Here is an 18,145-nt window from a genome sequence, read left to right as displayed (position 1 = left end):
CCATAAGTATGATACCGTTGGTTTTGAATGAAGGTTTGAGGTGTATTACATGGTAAATAAATATGTTGTGGTGGATTTAGAAACAACTGGGAATTCACCAAAACGTGGCGATAAAATTATTCAATTTGCAGCGGTTGTCATCGAAGATGGAAAAATTACAGAGCAATTTTCTTCTCTGATCAATCCTCAACAAAAAATCCCAACATTTATTGAAGAACTTACGGGACTTAATGATGAAATGGTATCAGATGCCCCTGAATTCTGTAAAATAGCGCAAAAGGTGTCTGACATCTTAGAAAATGGATACTTTGTGGCTCATAATGTGTTATTTGATTTGTCTTTTTTACAGGAAGAATTACTTGAAGCAGGGTGTAAAGGTTTCTTCGGACCTGTTCTCGATACAGTTGAACTTGCTCGAATTTTGTACCCTACAGCCGATAGCTATAAATTAAACGATTTAGCCCTACAGGAAGGCCTACAGCATGATCGACCACATCAAGCTGATAGCGATGCCTATGTAACGGCAGAGCTTTTTCTTAAGCTGCTAACACGTATAGAGGCTTTTCCGCGTGTAACAATAACCCAATTGGCAAAACTGTCTGGTGGTTTAAAAAGTGATATTCAAATGTTTCTTGAAGATATCACGATTACGAAGCAACAAAAGGTTGAGTATTTACCTTCACAGCTTGAAATCTATCGTGGCTTAGCCCTAAAAAGATCAGAGGAAGACCATGTTTCAGAACAAACGACCACTGAATTTTCATATCCTGTTACTGAGTTAGCGAAAGAAGAACTCCTAAAAAATGCTTTTTCTGCTTATGAAAGACGTGGTGGGCAGTTTGCGATGATGGATACAGTATTTGAAGCTTTGACCAACGAAAAGCATGCTGTGATTGAAGCTGGAACTGGAGTAGGCAAATCTCTTGCTTACTTAATCCCTGCTGCGATTTTTTCAAAGCAAACAAATGGTAAAGTTATTGTCAGTACGCTTTCAACCCAGCTACAACATCAGCTCATGACAAAGGACATTCCCCTCTTAAAAAGAATGTTCCCGACAGCAGTAAATTCCTGTTTATTAAAGGGGAGGAACCATTATCTAAATTTGGCTAAATTTGAGCAGAACCTACATGATGAAGAGGATAATTACGATACTCTTTTAACAAAGATGCAAATTTTAGTGTGGTTAACAGAGACAGAAACGGGTGACGTCGACGAACTGAATTTATCGAGTGGCGGTCATATTTTCTGGAATAAAATTAATCATGATCATGACTTATTTATGAACGCCAAGCATTGGCTCCCTTATGATTTTTACCAAAAGGCTAAGCGACAAGCACAAGTTGCAAACCTAATCATAACGAACCATGCACTCCTTCTGTCAGATTTAGTTGCTGAAAAACCAGTTCTTCCTCCTTATGATTATTGTATAATCGATGAAGGCCATCACTTTGAGAAGGCGGCAGGGAAGCATTTCGGTTTGACAATAGATTATTTGACATGCCGATTATTATTTGGTCAAATTGGGTCAATTGAACAGAAACAACTATTTTTTAGATTTAATCACCTTTTACGAGATTTGAATATATCGATTCCTACAAAGTACTCCTTTGAAATAAACAATCTTATCGGAGAACTGCAATATGTTATGGATGAATTCTTTAAAATTGTTGTGATTTTTTCGCAGCACAAACAGCGAAATATGCAGACCAGCTATAATCGAGTTTCATTGAGAATTAAAGGTGATGAAGACGGAAAGGAATGGAATGCGCTCATAACCGAAGCAGAGCGGTTTTCATTTTTATTGAAGGATGCCATAGAGTATTTTTCTTCTGCTATCGAGGAAGTTCAGTCTAAAGCTGCTGTCTTATCAAGTATTCAAAAAGGTATTCTCGAGGAGGCTGTTGCTGTTTTAGAGCAACTAAATGTGCTTCGCGAGGCTATAAAAACAGTATTTTTAATGCCAGTTCAACAAAACGTACGCTGGATTGAACTTGATTTGCGTTCAGTCCAAAATTCGACGACTATATATGCTTATCCTGTAAGTGTCGGTGAATATTTACAAGAACATTTTTTTAATAAAAAGAAATCAGTCATCGTGACCTCTGCAACATTAACAGTGAAGAATAAGTTTGACTACATAGAACGTGAGCTTGGAATCAGTCAATTGCCTACGATAAATCGAGTCATTCCATCTCCGTTTGATTATGAACAGCAAATTCAATTAATCATTCCAGAGGATTTACCAGAAATCAATACTGTGTCACAGCAAGATTACGTTATTGCGATTACCGAACACATCATTTCCATAGCAGAGGCAACCAAAGGACGAATGCTAATCCTATTTACTGCCCATGACATGCTTAAAAGAACATATGATTTATTGCGTGAGAGCGGTTTTCTGTCTGATTTTGCAATCATGGCCCAAGGAATAACGAGCGGGAGCCGTTCTCGATTAACCAGAAATTTTCAACGCTTTGAGAAAGCAATACTCTTAGGGACGAGCAGTTTTTGGGAAGGAGTTGATATCCCTGGTGAGGATTTATCCTGCCTTATCATCGTGCGGCTCCCATTTTCACCACCAGATGAGCCAATAACTGAAGCGAAAAGTGACATAATTAAAAATCAGGGTGGTAATCCTTTTTCTGACTACAGTTTACCTGAAGCGGTAATCCGTTTTAAACAGGGTTTTGGAAGATTGATTCGAACGTCTACCGACAAGGGTGTAATTATTGTATTTGATCGTCGTATTATTACCACAAGATATGGAAGGGCATTTTTGCAGTCGATCCCAACCGTCACCTTAAAAAAATATTCACTTGAGGATATGGTGGAGGCGATTGAGGGCTGGTTGTAAAATATTTGCATTGCTTTGTAATAAAATTCCTTAAATGAACACACGATATAGCTAATGTTTGTATTGGAGGAATATAGATGAAGTGGATAATGGTGCCGTTTATACTTTTTTCGCATTGGTACTACGTCCCGTTGGAATCTCCAGCTAACCCGGTTGAAATAGAAGCAATAGATTTACATTTAAAGAAAACAGAATTAGCGATGACGTTCTTCTCGTTAACGGATGGTGAAGCAGCATTAATTCAGCATCCAAATGGAAAAAATGTATTGATTAATTCTGGTGGTCAAAATACGAAGCAGGAATTAAAAAATTTATTGGCACTATATCATGTCAAGCAGATTGATACGGTGTTGTTAACTAGTAATAAAAGCTGTTGTATGCATAATTTAGAGTGGGTTATTAATCAATATTCGGTCCGAAATTTAATGAGTGGTGTTAGTGCCACCGAGCAATTACAGAGGCTTGAAAGTTTGCGCGGGAATGTTAATATACAGACGTTTAGCGCAGGGGAACAAGCCGAGCCTCTCCCAGGGGTAATCGTGGAAGCCATTCATGACGATAATGGCATCGATCTTGAGATTAACTTTCTCAAGAAGCGGATCTTATGGTTGAATCAGCCTAAGCATGATCCAAAGCTTTATCTCCCGGATAACGAAACTGTCGGTACAACGATTGTAAAGCTTCCAGGGCGGTTAACAAAGGAATTTGTTTCCGAGGAAGTAATGAAGGAACTGGATCCGCAAATCGCTTTCTTTTTTCCTGAAAATCGTCAAGAGATAAACGACGATTTATTGGAACAGCTACAACATTCTTGGGTTCGTGTTTACCATAATCATGATATAGGAGCTATAACGGTCAAATTCACCGAAAAAAATTACGAAATACTGAAGATATCCAATGAAAAAAAATAGCTGCGCACTAATTGCGCAGCCAAATGTGTGTGTAGGCTAGAAAAATTTTATTGTAAAATTAACTGAAAAATATCCTTCAATAGTCACTGACTGCTATAATAGGTTAGTATCTTATCGTTATGTTACCCAAAATGACTCATTCTATCATTGCCAAAAAATATATATCGTACATAAAGAAGTGATAAAAGATGAAAAAATGGATTTTAAGTGGGATTGGAATAATCGTGTTGGTCATTGCGTTTTTCTCATATGTATATTTACACTCTGTAAAACCATTGGGAAATGCTGAAGAAAAAGCCATTGCTGCTGCAAAAAAGGAAGTTAAGCTAAATAAAATTGACGATGTCCAAATTTTCAACGGAAATGAAACGTATTATATACTCCGTGGAAAAGACAATAAGAAACAAGATGTAATTGTCTGGGTATCAGAAAAAAATAATCAAGTAATTGTGCGTAAAGCAAAAGAAGGAATAACTCAACAACAAGCCGTTAATAAATTATTGCAAGAAAAAGATCCGAAGGAAATTATTTCAGTCAAATTAGCAATGATAAAAAAACGACAATGTTGGGAAATATATTACATTTCTCGTAATAATCTGATAAATTATTATTACGTTGATTTTGAAACAGGTGAATGGCTGAGAAAAATCGAGAATATGTAAAAAGAAAAAAGGAGTGCTAGGAGAATGGGAATTCAATTAGCTAATAGGGTCAAAACGTTAACACCATCAACGACTCTTGCTATTACAGCAAAGGCTAAGGAACTTAAATCACAGGGGTTAGATGTGATTGGATTAGGCGCGGGGGAACCTGATTTTAATACCCCGCAACATATCATTGATGCCGCAGTATTATCAATGAATGAAGGTCAAACAAAGTACACACCAGCCGCAGGCTTACCGGCTTTAAAAAATGAAATCATAAAAAAATTTAAACAAGATCAAGGAATTGATTACTTAGCAAACCAAATTATTGTTGGTAGTGGTGCAAAACATGTTTTGTATACATTGTTTCAAGCGTTACTAAACGAGGGAGATGAAGTCATCATCCCTACACCTTACTGGGTAAGTTACCCTGAACAAGTAAAACTTGCAGATGGAGTACCTGTCTATGTTGAGGGCTTAGAGAAGAATGAATATAAAATCACTCCAGACCAATTGAAACAAGCAATTACTGACAAAACAAAAGCAGTCATTATCAACTCACCAAGTAATCCAACAGGAATGTTGTACACTGAGGCTGAACTATTAGCGCTAGGTGAAGTGTGTTTGCAAAACGACATCTTAATTGTGTCTGATGAAATTTACGAAAAGCTCGTATATGACGAAAATAAACATATTTCAATCGCCGAGCTTTCACCAGAACTTAAAGAACAAACGATTATTATCAACGGTGTATCAAAGTCTCATTCTATGACAGGCTGGCGAATCGGATATGCTGCCGGGAATAAAGAATTAATTGGAGCAATGACAAATTTAGCTAGTCATAGTACATCAAATCCGACTACAACAGCACAATACGGTGCCATTGCCGCATACGCAGGTTCTCAGGAACCAGTTGAGGAAATGAGAAAAGCATTTGAAAGCCGTTTAAATACAATTTATTTAAAATTGATTGAAATCCCAGGCTTTACTTGTATTAAGCCACAAGGTGCTTTCTATTTATTCCCAAATGTCAAAAAGGCAGTTGAGTTAACAGGATATGCAAATGTGGATGATTTCTCGACAGCGCTGCTTGAAGAAGCATTAGTAGCAGTTGTCCCAGGCTCAGGCTTTGGAGCACCAGACAATCTTCGCCTATCTTATGCGACCTCATTAGAGCTATTGGAAGCAGCAGTAGACCGCATCCATAAATTTGTTGAAAGTAAAATGCAATAGACATCTTTTCTTAAAACGAGGCAGAGAAATCTGTCTCGTTTTTGCATATTTTCTTCTTGTTTCGGATATTGATTATAAAAGGCAGTAAACGGTATAATGAACTTTGGTACATATTTCGAGTTTCGTATTGTTTTGGAGGGACATAATAATGATAAAAACAACCATTTCAGAGGTCCATAAATACGTTGATCAGGAAGTAAAAATCGGTGCTTGGCTAGCTAACAAGCGCTCAAGTGGGAAAATTGCCTTCCTACAGCTTCGCGATGGTACAGGCTTTATTCAAGGAGTCGTTGTAAAAAGCGAAGTTCCGGAAGAGATGTTTCAGCAAGCAAAAGCAATCACCCAGGAAACATCCATGTATGTTACGGGAAAAGTAACAAAAGACGAACGCTCTCCGATTGGATTTGAATTACAGGTTACTGGAATAGAAGTATTACATGCGGCTGTCGATTACCCAATCACGCCGAAAGAGCATGGTACGGAGTTTTTGATGGATAATCGACATTTATGGCTCCGTTCACGTCGTCAGCATGCAGTTATGAAGATTCGTAACGAAATCATTCGGGCTACATATGAATTTTTTAATACCCAAGGATTTACGAAAGTAGATCCGCCTATATTGACTGGAAGTGCTCCAGAAGGAACAACAGAGTTATTTGCTACGAAATATTTTGATGAAGATGCCTATCTTTCACAAAGCGGTCAGCTCTATATGGAAGCAGCTGCAATGGCTTTAGGACGAGTGTTCTCGTTTGGTCCAACCTTCCGTGCTGAAAAATCAAAAACACGCCGTCACTTAATTGAATTTTGGATGATTGAACCAGAAATGGCATTTGTTGAATTCGAAGAAAATCTACAAGTTCAAGAGCAGTATGTTTCATATATAGTTCAATCAGTTCTGAAAAATTGTGTCGTGGAATTAAAAACGCTAGGTCGTGACACGTCAAAACTAGAACAAATTACTGCACCTTTCCCGAGAATCACCTATGATGATGCAGTGAAATTTTTGCAGGAAAAGGGCTTTGATGATATCGAGTGGGGTGACGACTTTGGAGCTCCACATGAAACTGCAATTGCAGAAAGCTATGATAAACCTGTATTTATCACACACTATCCTACAACGCTCAAACCGTTCTATATGCAGCCGCATCCTGAACGTGAAGATGTAGTCCTGTGTGCAGATTTAATCGCTCCTGAGGGCTACGGAGAGATTATCGGGGGCTCTGAGCGGATTCACGATTTCTCACTTCTAGAAAAACGATTAAAGGAACATGAGCTTAGTCCTGATGCTTACAAATGGTATCTTGAGCTACGGCAATTTGGATCTGTCCCACATTCAGGCTTCGGGCTTGGTCTAGAACGAACTGTTGCATGGATAAGTGGTGTCGAGCATGTTCGTGAGACGATTCCATTCCCACGTCTGTTAAATCGACTATATCCTTAATAATTTTATTAAAAACAGGTTGTCGAAGCGACAGCCTGTTTTTTCTGATAAATCCAACCATTGCAGTTTTTGGGATTATTTTAGCGAGTCTTACTTGGCAAAGATGTTCATGCTATACTAGTGAAGAGGTGTGCTACAAATGAACAATTCAACCATGTTGACATGGATAAAAAGCGGTAATCTATCGGTTCCTACCGCACTACTTACTCATTATAAAAAGATTAATCTTGATGACCAGGAAGTTGTCTTAATCCTGCACTTACTGTCCTTTATAGAAAAGGGAAACTTCTTTCCTACACCTGTTCAATTGGCCGAGCGAATGACGGGCGATTGCTCCATGATTTTAAGAAGGTTGATTCAAAAGGGTTATATCGATATTAAAGAAGGATTTTCTGAAGATGGTATTCGATATGAGATGTACTCTTTAGATCCATTGTGGGAAAAGCTCATTAATCAGTTTAAGCTTCAGCAATCATTTCAAGAAAATGAACAGCAGCAAAAACAGGAAACGGATTTATATAGCTGCTTTGAAACTGAGTTTGGTCGTCCATTATCGCCGTTTGAATGCGAATCTTTGGCAATGTGGTTAGACGACGACCAGCATGATTCTGTGATCATAAAAGCTGCTCTTCGAGAGGCTGTGATTTCCGGAAAATTAAACTTTCGATATATAGATCGGATACTATTTGAATGGAAGAAAAATGGGGTTAAAACGATAGAACAGGCTAAAAATTATGCCCGGAAATTCCGTCAGCACCAGCTACCAAATCGGCAAAGGGATGACGCACAGGAAAAGCCTAGTAACGTACCATTTTACAATTGGCTTGAGCAATAGAATAAAGTTGCGAGAGAATCCAATTCTCTCGCTATTTGTTTGTAAAAGTGGAGGGGAGATTCATGCTAACAAAACAACAGATTCGATTATGCTTAGATCAAATGGGTGAGATGTTTCCCGAGGCCCATTGCGAATTAGTTCACTCGAATCCATTTGAACTGGTTATCGCCGTTGCCTTATCCGCTCAATGCACCGATGTACTGGTTAATAAAGTGACCAAAAATCTGTTCCAAAAATATAAAACACCCGAGGATTATTTGGGTGTTTCATTGGAAGAATTGCAAGGGGATATTCGTTCGATTGGTCTTTATCGTAATAAGGCGAAAAACATTCAAAAACTATGCAGTATGTTGTTAGAAGAATATGGCGGTATAGTACCAAATGATCGAGATGAATTAATGAAGCTGCCAGGTGTTGGGAGGAAAACCGCTAATGTTGTTGTTTCTGTTGCTTTTGGGGTACCGGCGATAGCGGTTGATACTCATGTGGAGCGGGTAAGTAAACGGCTGGGTTTTTGTCGATGGAAGGATACTGTTCTTGAAGTTGAAAATACACTGATGAAGAAAATCCCAAAAGAGGAATGGTCTGTGACACATCATAGGTTGATTTTTTTTGGAAGATACCATTGTAAAGCCCAAAATCCACAGTGTCCAAGCTGTCCATTACTTGATGTTTGCCGAGAAGGTCAAAAGCGGATGAAAAAAAAGGATGTGGTGAAGAATGGAGCAAACTGAGCCATGGCTTGAGGCAGCTAATCATATTCCTCAGTTACTTCAAGAATGGAATGGACTAGAAATAGAAATTAAAGAGTTATATGCTGTTCGGAAAAATAAAGAAGCATTAATCCCGATGAAGAAAGGAATTGAATTGCTGTTAACCTTTGTGTTTTGGTCGAATGGACTACCTGTGGGAAAGCTAGGAGAGATAGATGATGACAGCTTATCGATTAAGCCGGTCAACTTCATTGAACGAGTTCAGTTCCTCATGCAACGTCCCAACTTGTATCCTTCATTCATACAATTATGTGAATTGTTTTCTGAGCAGGAAAAGCAATACTCTAAATTTCTTGCTATTCAAGAGGCAAAACGAAAGTAATTGGCAATAACAAGAAAAGAGGATGATTCTAATGAATCATCCTCTTCCTATGCTGTAAAAATTATTAAGCTAGTTTCTGGTAAACGTATTGCTCCTTCCATCAGGTAGGCGCGAGCTCATATTACTTGAGGTTTGATTTTGGTTGGTACCAGGTTGTGTTGGTGGTTGTGTCCCAGGCTGTGTCCCAGGTTGGGTACCACCATTGTTATCATTATTGTTTTGATTATCGTTATTGCCATCATTATTTTGGTTATCTTGATTGTCAGTATCATCATCATGATCATCATCATTTTGATTGTTATTTTTAGCTGGTATTACGATTGTGACTCCAGCTGGATCACTTCTCTGTTCGCCACGGATGGCGGTAACACTAAAGGAATAGGTAGCGCCTGGAGTCGGTTTTACAACGTTTATCCCCTTTTCTGCGGTCGTTTGCAGCTGTTGTGAGGCTCCACCGTTAATTGAAACCGATACTGCGTATTGAATTCCTTCGCTGTTCTCGGCTGGATAATCCCACGTTAACAAGATGTTATTTGCAGCCTGATCATATTTAGCATTAACTCCACTCGGTGCTCCAAGTTTATTATATTTATCTGATACTTCAGTTGGAGCGCTACCTTTAACTGCATATTCAGTAACTACTTGATCACTTGGTGTGTGTGGGCTGGCAAGCTTCGTAGTACCCTTTTCAATTGAAACCTTTTGTACCGTTTTTGGAACAGGGAAGTCAGGCGTATCTATGCCCTTTGACACATGAGCCATTAAATTTTTAAACAGTTTCTGGGCTATTCTTTGACCGTCACCTGATGGAATATAAGTATTGCGGTTATCATAACCAGTCCAAACAGCTGCTGTATAGTTTGACGTATAGCCTGCAAACCATGCATCCGGAACTGCGCTACTAGGAATGTTGTTCTTTCTTCTTGTTGCATCATCATAGTTTGTCGTACCGGTTTTCCCTGCAACTTGTAGTCCTGGAACGGCTGCTGTTCTTCCTGTACCGTATGATTCTCTGACGACACTCTTTAACATGTCAGTAATCATAAAGGCTGTGTAATCCTTCATCGCAACGGTTGATTCAGGAGCCGTTTTGATTTTTGTACCGTCTCGCAATTCGATTTCCTTCACTGAGTATGGTTCAGTGTAAATACCGTTATTACCAAATGCACTGTAAGCACCGGCCATTTGCATTGGCGATACACCATCTTCCATTCCGCCAATTGCATAAGATTCATATATCTCAGATAGATGGATTCCTAATCCTTCAGCAAAGTCTTTAGCGCGATCTAATCCCACCTCTTGCAAGGCTTTAATCGCTGGTATGTTTCTAGACATACCGAGTGCGACACGCATAGTCATAGTTCCAAGATGTTTATTATCCCAGTTATTTACAGGTGTACCATCAGAGTATTTCATCGGTGCATCATCAAGCGGCTGATAAGTACCCCATTTTAAATATTCAATTGCTGGGCCGTAGTCAAGAACTGGCTTAATCGTCGAACCAGGTTGGCGCTTAATATCAGTAGCATAGTTAAAACCACGTTTAACCTTTTGGTTTCTACCTCCTCCAATTGCTCTAATTTCCCCAGTTTTTGTGTCTAATAAGACAATACCAGCTTGAAATTGATCATCAGGAAATGCGACGATGTCGTTTGTATTTAGCATCGTTTCAACATATGTTTGGGCATTCGGATCAAGCGTTGTATAGATTTTTAATCCATCTGTAAAGACGTTTAAATCTTTACCATATTTCTTTTCAACTTCATCAATCACACGGTCAACAAAGGAGTCAAATGGCTGTTCCTTTTTAGCACGCTGCTCCACAGGTAACAATGTTGACTCAACCGGAATAGCTTGGGCTTGTTCCATTTCTTCCTTTGAAATGAAGCCGTGCTGATTCATCAGTGATAGAACGATATTTCTTCGTTTCTCTGCGCGGTCAGGATAATTAAATGGATTATAGTTTTCTGGACTTTGCGGCATACCAGCGAGCAATGCAGCCTCATGAAGCTCAAGCTGATCTAGTGATTTGTTATAGTAAATTTTTGCGGCGGTTTTAATGCCGTGTGCTCCTTCAGACATCCATACTTTATTTACATACATTTCGAAGATTTCATGCTTTGTATATTTTCGCTCCAGCTGATAGGAAAGCCAAGCTTCCTGAACCTTACGCGAAATTGTTTTTTCTGGCGTTAAGAACGAGTTTTTGACTACCTGTTGTGTAATCGTACTTGCTCCTTCAGAGCCAAAGCCTCTTGTGACATTGGCAATGACAGCTCCACCTAATCGAATGAGATCCACACCATTATGCTTGTAAAATCGAACATCTTCTGTTGCTAATACGGCATCTTCGACGAGTTTAGGTATTTCTTCATATTCTACATAGTCACGATTAACTGTGCCAACTTCGGCAATCGGATTTCCGTCTTTATCATATATTTCAGATGGAATCGGATCTTTTAAGGCAGATTCCTCGAGCTTTGGCGCATCTTTTACCATATAAGCGAAAGTGGCAACACCGGTTAGTATCCCAATAATTCCAAGGGCGACTAAAATAAGGAAAATTTTATTTAGAGTACCTTTTTTTGATTTCTTCTTTTTCGCTTTCGGAGTATTCTTCCCGGTCTGTTGTTGCTTTTTGCGCTCCTCTCTCGTTTGATATTTCTCTGACATAATTCAACGCTTCCTTTCTTTTCAAGCAAACATGAATAAATTCATTTAGAAGGTATAAAGATAATCTATTATTTTAATATAGTCAATTCTTGGCCTGTACCCAAGTGGAAGAGGGTGGCCATGTAGGTTAATTTCCTCCATCGTAATTGACTTTCTTCCACCGTCCTTCATTCGGTTCCAATAGGTTAATAGATGCTCTGCCGGAAGAAAATACAAGGATTCATTGCTTGAAAATCGTAAAATAACGAAACAAATTCCACCGTGCTCTATTACTGCCCTCATATGGTTGATTTGATGTTCATGGAAATTTTTTAAGGGAAAGGACGTTGAAAATTTCGTTTCCTTCGCTTCAAAATCCAGATACTTTCCTCGGTATATTCCATTATAATCAGTTGTTGATGCCTGTTTAAAATACGCCTCCCGTATAACTGCGGCACTTCGTTTCGGATAATCAACATTGACAATTTGAACCGGAGTCGGCTTTTTATGAATAACAGCGATGTTGTTTTCTAAATAAAAGCGGTTCGTTTCATTTAAATCATCCTCTAGAGTCATGCCACGATTACTGTAGGTCTGCTTTTTTTCCACTTTAGCAACGGCTGATGGTTGTTTCTTAGGCTGTACATAGCGTTTACCGTTAGGATAATGAAAATTCATTTAAAATGCACCTCTCAAACTCCCTACTATCATACCAAATATCTATACGTAATGGCTGAATAAAAAGAACTATTTGTCTAAAGCTAAACCTATAGGCTAAAAATAAGGATGATGACATTGAGACTAAACAATATACCGCTATCAAGCTATAAACTCTCATATGAGGAAGAGTTTTGTCTTCGCAAAATCAAAGAGGCTACTGAAAAAAAGAATGTTGACAATATTTCCAGAACGAGAGCTTATTTTGTTTTTTTTGAAACTCATCCTGATATTAACTGGGCTTTTCTGGCGAGTATGGTTTCCCGAAACGGCGGCTGGAATATGTGTGATTTGGAAGGGAAATGGTTCCCACGAGCTTTGCCAAAAAAGCTTCGGACTTTAATGTTTTTGACATTTGAACGTGCTAACTGGTTAATTTTTCAAGATGCTTTTCCTCAATTGCTACTTTACCATTATTCGACGAAAATGGGACAACCAATGTTTCACCTTTTGCGTTTTTTTTATGTTTCCGGTTTTATGGAAGCAGAGTGGAATAATTATTGGAGGAAACGGGATGGCAAGAGGTTAATGACCTCGTTGATTATAAATGAGCAAAATGTGATTCAACACCCTGTCATCGAGCAACCGGTGTTTAAGAAAAAAGTATTCCATTCTTTTCCTTATAATTTTCAGGACTGGTTTCATTTCAGTTCGGTCATTTTTCCTACGCTTGATGGGGATTTATATGGTGCTAGTGTTAGTGGCTTTACTAAGCTATCGAATCGAATTGATCTTGGTAAGCGATTAGCGGATATTTTACTTTCACCTGAGCTATATCACCGTTTTTATCAATTTGCAAAGCAAACCGAGCATACGGGTTCGAGAGTTGATTATGAGCGTTACTTGAAACAAAAGCATCTTCGTGATACACCTTTTCTGCGTACAACCTACCCAGTTATTTCTCATCATATCCATGAGCATCAAGACTGGAGTGAATTTAGAAAAATAAAAAAAGCATGGTATAAACCAATTCATCATAAACGACCGATTTTTCTGACTGATTGGTACATTGAAAAACAAAAACAAATGCGTACATTAATAGGAATAGAAGAAATGTTTAAATAGAAAAAAGCAGGTCAATACCTGCTTTTTTCCTTTAATATTACGTTGACGGTCTGTCTGGTCCTTCAAGTTTTTTATCACCATACCCTGTTTTTTGCTCCTTTAACTGCTTTGGCTGGACCTTGTTCTGTTTTTTATTGTTATTCATATGGAAACACCTCCGAGTTTATTTTGTTCCAGAATAGATGCTTCCATTCCAATTAGATGATAACTGTCGAAAAAAAGATGAGCAAAACATAAAATATAACTTTCTTTGCCGAATCATTACTAGTTTTGTCTTTGGTGAAGGAAGCAGCAAGAAAATAGCGAATTAGAATTATACTATCGAGACTAACTAAAAGACGTCGGTTGATTAGTTTGTAGGATTTCAATTAAAAGGAGGATTCTAAAATGAATGAACCATTGATTTATAAGCCGGAACTTTTAACAAGATTAAACGAGATTTATTGTCAATTGGAAAAATTAGAAGACGTAATTCACTCCTCCTTCATTGAGCATCAGGAATATGTACATCATCTACAAGAGGATCGGGTTGATCATTGCTTAAGTAGAATGACAACATTAGAAAATACAATCGATCAACAAGTTGTAGATAATACTCAACATAAACCAATTATTACTCATCAATGTAAAAGCTCAGCAAGTATTAGTCTGAATTTGGTTTAACTTTAAACCGTGAATAAAATTTTAAGAGGGTGCCTTTTTTAGGCACCCTCTTTTATGTTGGTAAAGATTTGTTTTTATTTCCTAAATTACTATACATATTAACGCATTCATTTATTCTTCGGTGATCTGGTAATCTCCCCAAACTAAAATGAATTCTCGATGAGGGATTGATCTATATTGTCACAAGGGATAGCTGCCCCTAGAGACTCGAGCTCACGAACAAGGTTCCGATAATCACTAATTGAAATTTCATTATAGATATAAACTCTTTTGGCGAAATCTAATAGTGCATTTACGGTTTCTGGTTCATACTCTCGAAATTGAATAAATTTTCTTTTGAGTTCGTGAACTTGCATATAAATTCCTCCTTCGTCTTTTTTACTATCCTAACATGGAAAACGCCATTTTCGCCATTTTGTGAAAATTGAGACTTCAGACAATTTTCTTCACTGTTTGACAAAAAGCGTTAATATCGGAAAAATCCTAATTTTCTCTATTTGAAAGCACTTTCAATTTACACCTTTTTAAACGTATCTTCATAAAATGTCGTAATGAAAGTTGAGGAGGATGTTCGCCCATGTTTGGTCGAAAAAAAATACAATCCTATTTTTTTTATCCGCCTGGGGGAAACCAATCAAGTAGATATATAGAGCCATATGTTTATCAGGATTTTCCATTACGGCAGCAGGGGCAGCAAGCTACATCACCCTATCCAACACCATTCCAAGCTCAATATGGTGCCACTAATTGGAGCAACACCCCATACCCTTATCCGATGCAAATGAATCAGTATCCAAATTCCTATCAAAATAATATGACTAGTACTAATTCATATGCAGGACATCCATATTTGATGAATCAAGGTTTTTCACAAACGGTGTTACAAAATCCGTTACAAGTGCCTGATGAACCCTATCCACCGTATTATCAGCAGCAAATGCAGGCGGGTCCAGCAACTATTAATCAATACCCTAATCCTGCAATGATGCCGAAACAATCGGGGGGGATGTCTAATATCATGAACTCGTTCAAATCACAGGATGGATCAATGGATATTAATAAGATGGTCAACACTGCAGGACAAATGATTAATGCTCTTTCTCAAGTGAAATCGATGGTACAAGGAATTGGTGGGATGTTAAAGGTATAGGAAATTGTGGCTATGAAGAATATGAAATTCGTCGAAAAGTTTTGTGAAATAAAGTTTCAAAGTCGAATTGTCGAAAAGTTTTTAGTAGTATAATGAAAACAAATAGGAAACAAATGGAAAGAGGCGGACATTAGTCGCCTCTTTTATTATTCATTATAGTCAATAATGACTTTTTTACCTTTGTTTTTTGGAATAGCAATTTCTAATAAGCCGTTTTTATATGAAGCTTTGACGGTCTTTTCATTGATAAGAAAAGGCAGGGTGATTGTTCTACTCGTGCGAGACATCGTTTTTCTTTTTCGATACCGCTGTTTTGTATCGTCTTCCTCGGACAACTCCTCATCATTTTTTACGGTAATAGTGACGGAATTCCCTAAAACATCAATATGGATTTGATCTTTCTGCACGCCGGCAAGTTCAGCTAAAATAATATGATGGTAGTCTGTTTCTGTTACCTCAACTGGGAATGACATGTGTGGAAAAGGTGTGCGGAAAAAATCATCAATCGTTTGAAGGATTCCTCTAATTGGACGATTATCATGTAAAAACTCATTCATTTGCTTAAAAATATCGCCAAATGGCTCGTGCTTCTTTGGGTCAAATGGTAGTTTGCTAGACATAACTCCGTAGCTCCTTTCCATGAGAAAAAATAGTTGTTTTTGTGTTTATTCTATGCATTTTTTTATTTGGGGGTTCATTTCCAATGGTTACCAAAATTTGAACATTTTATGACTGTTGAATAGGGTGTGATGTGCATCACGTTTTTGGGTGAACTACAACTGTTATGCTTTAACAGTAGAAAATGTATGAAGGTGAGGAATAGAAATGTTTTGTTACCAATGTGAACAAACTCCAACTGGAGGCTGTACAGTCGTAGGCGTGTGCGGCAAAGATGAAACGATTGCAAGCCTACAGGACACAATCATTTTTGGCTTAAAAGGAATTGCAGCTTACAGAACCCACGCTAATCAACTAGGATTTACAGACGACTTCGTAGATAGAACAACACAAGAAGCACTATATATGACGCTAACAAACTCTAACTTTAACGTTCAAGAACACATCAACATGGCGATGCAGGTTGGACAGGCAGCCGTTCGTATCATGGAAGTGTTGGATGAGGCTCACACAAAACGCCTTGGTATTCCACAACCAATCCGTGTTTCACAAAACAAAATTGAAGGCAAAGCGATTGTAGTATCTGGACACAATTTATTTGCTCTTGAAGAATTGTTGAAACAAACAGAAGGTAAAGGCATCAACATTTATACTCACTCAGAAATGCTACCAGCTCATGGCTATCCAGCATTAAAAAAATACTCTCACTTAAAAGGTAATATCGGTAAAGCATGGTATGATCAACGTCGTTTATTTGAAAAATTCCCAGGAGCTATTTTGGCGACTACTAACTGCGTAATGCCAATCAAGGGCTCATATGCTGACCGTATGTTCTCTTATGAAGTAGCAGGTTTAGAAAACGTTCAAAAAATTGTTAACGATGATTTCTCACCACTAATTAATCGCGCTTTAGAATTACCTGAAGCTAATATCGATTCTGACGAAACATTATTAACTGGTTTCCACCACGAGACAGTTCTTGGTTTAGCTCCAGAAGTTATCGCTGCTGTTAAAGAAGGGAAAATCAAGCGTTTCTTTGTTATCGCTGGCTGTGATGCACCTGGAAAAGGCGGAGAATATTACCGTGAATTAGCAACTTCACTACCTCCTGAAACAGTTATTTTAACAACTTCCTGTGGTAAGTTCCGTTTCAACGATGTTGATTACGGAGTAGTGCCGGGTACAGAAATTCCTCGTTACATCGACTTAGGACAATGTAACAACTCAGGATCAACAGTGAAAATTGCCCTTGCCTTAGCAGACGCATTTGGCTGCAGTGTAAATGAGCTACCAGTAAGTATCGTACTTTCTTGGTTTGAACAAAAAGCTGTAGCAATCCTTTTAGGTTTATTCAGCTTAGGGATTCAAGATATTCGCATTGGGCCAAAGCCGCCTGAATTTATTTCAGAAGGTGTCTTAAACGTACTCCAAGAAACATTTAACCTTAAGTTAATTGGAAACGCGCAAGAAGACATGGAAGCAATGCTTAATTCATAAAAAATCAAAAAACCAACCGCCTTTTTACCTCTCTGCGGTTGGTTCTTTTTTGTCTTTAAAATATCTCGTCTAACATAACTTCTGGGTCAAAGACCATATCTCCTGAGCTATTTACTTCGATTAAGCCTTCTTTTTTCATTTTCGTTAGCGTACGGCTTACTGTCTCTCTTGTGGTACCAATCATATTGGCCAAGTCCTTGTTCGTAAATTCTGATTTAAGTAACACCTTTCCATCGTCTAAAGTTGAGCCATGCTTTTCGGAAAGTCGCACTAATAATTTAATAATTTGCTCGTAAGTGTTATTTAAAATTTGTTCTTCCAGGCGATCTTGAAGGTCAATAATTTTTTCGGCAAGAACATTAAAAACCTTAATACACAAATAGGGATTATCAATGAGGACCTTTTCGAATTGGTCGATGGGAACTACTACAAGCTTAGCGTGTTCAATGATTTCTGCAAATGCAGGGTATTCACCCTTTCGGAAAAAACCTACGTGAGGGAACATATCGCCAGCCTTAACGATATTAACGATTTGTTCACGACCGCTCGAATCACTTTTGTATATTTTTACTTTTCCCTCTACAATAAAATAAACATTGGATATCGGATCACCCTGTAGGAAAACATGGTTGTTTTTCTTTAATTCTCTAGCAATTGAAATTTCTACTATTTTTGAAATTTCTTGCTCATCCAATTCTCGAAATAAAGAGAATTGCGATAATACTTTCTTGATTTGTTCTTTTTTCATGTTAGCACCTCTACAAATG

General features: G+C 38.0%; 17 protein-coding genes. 12 read left to right on the top strand and 5 right to left on the bottom strand.

What is annotated here, in order from left to right; translation table 11 throughout:
* Positions 1-49: 49 nt before the first annotated feature.
* From dinG to FXW34_RS09540, 8 genes are all read left to right on the top strand, one after another.
* Positions 50-2,854: an ATP-dependent DNA helicase DinG gene (gene dinG / locus FXW34_RS09575; RefSeq protein WP_147533761.1), complete on the top strand. Its 2,805-nt coding sequence runs from the start codon at positions 50-52 to the stop codon at positions 2,852-2,854.
* Between the two features lie 77 nt (positions 2,855-2,931).
* A complete protein-coding gene (locus FXW34_RS09570) occupies positions 2,932-3,765 on the top strand; it encodes a ComEC/Rec2 family competence protein (RefSeq protein ID WP_147533760.1) in 834 nt (277 codons plus the stop codon).
* A gap of 188 nt (positions 3,766-3,953) precedes the next feature.
* Positions 3,954-4,427, top strand: coding sequence for a cell wall elongation regulator TseB-like domain-containing protein (locus FXW34_RS09565; RefSeq protein ID WP_147533759.1), 474 nt, complete (start codon positions 3,954-3,956; stop codon positions 4,425-4,427).
* Between the two features lie 30 nt (positions 4,428-4,457).
* Positions 4,458-5,642 carry a pyridoxal phosphate-dependent aminotransferase gene (locus FXW34_RS09560; RefSeq protein WP_147533957.1) on the top strand — a complete coding sequence of 395 codons (1,185 nt, stop codon included), beginning with the start codon at positions 4,458-4,460 and terminating at the stop codon, positions 5,640-5,642.
* A 151-nt stretch (positions 5,643-5,793) separates the two neighbouring features.
* Positions 5,794-7,086, top strand: a complete 1,293-nt coding sequence (asnS, locus tag FXW34_RS09555) for an asparagine--tRNA ligase (RefSeq protein ID WP_187118907.1) — start codon at positions 5,794-5,796, stop codon at positions 7,084-7,086.
* A gap of 139 nt (positions 7,087-7,225) precedes the next feature.
* Positions 7,226-7,921: a DnaD domain-containing protein gene (locus FXW34_RS09550; protein WP_147533757.1), complete on the top strand. Its 696-nt coding sequence runs from the start codon at positions 7,226-7,228 to the stop codon at positions 7,919-7,921.
* Positions 7,922-7,983: 62 nt separating this feature from the next.
* Positions 7,984-8,655 (top strand): endonuclease III, encoded by a 672-nt coding sequence (gene nth, locus FXW34_RS09545; protein WP_147533756.1) that lies wholly within the window; start codon positions 7,984-7,986, stop codon positions 8,653-8,655.
* Complete coding sequence (locus FXW34_RS09540) at positions 8,642-9,016, top strand: YpoC family protein (protein ID WP_147533755.1); 375 nt, start codon at positions 8,642-8,644, stop codon at positions 9,014-9,016. Before nth ends, FXW34_RS09540 begins: the two co-directional genes overlap by 14 nt.
* A gap of 69 nt (positions 9,017-9,085) precedes the next feature.
* Here FXW34_RS09540 and FXW34_RS09535 read toward each other — a convergent pair whose 3' ends face one another.
* Both FXW34_RS09535 and recU read right to left on the bottom strand, forming a co-directional pair.
* Positions 9,086-11,689, bottom strand: coding sequence for a penicillin-binding protein 1A (locus FXW34_RS09535; RefSeq protein ID WP_147533754.1), 2,604 nt, complete (start codon positions 11,687-11,689; stop codon positions 9,086-9,088).
* A gap of 45 nt (positions 11,690-11,734) precedes the next feature.
* Complete coding sequence (gene recU, locus FXW34_RS09530; protein ID WP_147533753.1) at positions 11,735-12,346, bottom strand: Holliday junction resolvase RecU; 612 nt, start codon at positions 12,344-12,346, stop codon at positions 11,735-11,737.
* 111 nt (positions 12,347-12,457) lie between these two features.
* Here recU and FXW34_RS09525 point away from each other — a divergent pair, with 111 nt between their 5' ends.
* Positions 12,458-13,450 carry a DUF2515 domain-containing protein gene (locus FXW34_RS09525; RefSeq protein WP_147533752.1) on the top strand — a complete coding sequence of 331 codons (993 nt, stop codon included), beginning with the start codon at positions 12,458-12,460 and terminating at the stop codon, positions 13,448-13,450.
* Positions 13,451-13,837: 387 nt separating this feature from the next.
* Complete coding sequence (locus FXW34_RS09520) at positions 13,838-14,113, top strand: hypothetical protein (protein ID WP_147533751.1); 276 nt, start codon at positions 13,838-13,840, stop codon at positions 14,111-14,113.
* 143 nt (positions 14,114-14,256) lie between these two features.
* Here FXW34_RS09520 and FXW34_RS09515 read toward each other — a convergent pair whose 3' ends face one another.
* The gene (locus FXW34_RS09515; RefSeq protein WP_147533750.1) at positions 14,257-14,469 is read right to left on the bottom strand and encodes a YppF family protein; all 213 of its coding nucleotides are present in this window, start codon (positions 14,467-14,469) and stop codon (positions 14,257-14,259) included.
* Between the two features lie 221 nt (positions 14,470-14,690).
* Between FXW34_RS09515 and FXW34_RS09510 the strand changes: the two genes are divergently transcribed.
* On the top strand, positions 14,691-15,263 hold the full coding sequence (locus FXW34_RS09510) for a YppG family protein (RefSeq protein ID WP_246140954.1): 573 nt from the start codon (positions 14,691-14,693) through the stop codon (positions 15,261-15,263).
* A gap of 146 nt (positions 15,264-15,409) precedes the next feature.
* Here FXW34_RS09510 and FXW34_RS09505 read toward each other — a convergent pair whose 3' ends face one another.
* The gene (locus FXW34_RS09505; RefSeq protein ID WP_147533749.1) at positions 15,410-15,883 is read right to left on the bottom strand and encodes an Hsp20/alpha crystallin family protein; all 474 of its coding nucleotides are present in this window, start codon (positions 15,881-15,883) and stop codon (positions 15,410-15,412) included.
* A gap of 205 nt (positions 15,884-16,088) precedes the next feature.
* On the opposite strand from FXW34_RS09505, the gene hcp reads away from it, so the two are divergent.
* Positions 16,089-17,378 (top strand): hydroxylamine reductase, encoded by a 1,290-nt coding sequence (gene hcp, locus FXW34_RS09500; RefSeq protein WP_147533748.1) that lies wholly within the window; start codon positions 16,089-16,091, stop codon positions 17,376-17,378.
* 55 nt (positions 17,379-17,433) lie between these two features.
* On the opposite strand, the gene FXW34_RS09495 is transcribed toward hcp, so the two are convergent.
* Complete coding sequence (locus FXW34_RS09495) at positions 17,434-18,126, bottom strand: Crp/Fnr family transcriptional regulator (protein WP_147533747.1); 693 nt, start codon at positions 18,124-18,126, stop codon at positions 17,434-17,436.
* Positions 18,127-18,145: the final 19 nt, after the last annotated feature.

Source organism: Bacillus marasmi, assembly GCF_902168435.1.
Lineage (GTDB): Bacteria > Bacillota > Bacilli > Bacillales > Cytobacillaceae > Bacillus_BU > Bacillus_BU marasmi.
The sequence above is the reverse complement of the archived record's forward strand: the minus strand, read 5'-3'. Positions and strand labels throughout refer to the sequence as shown.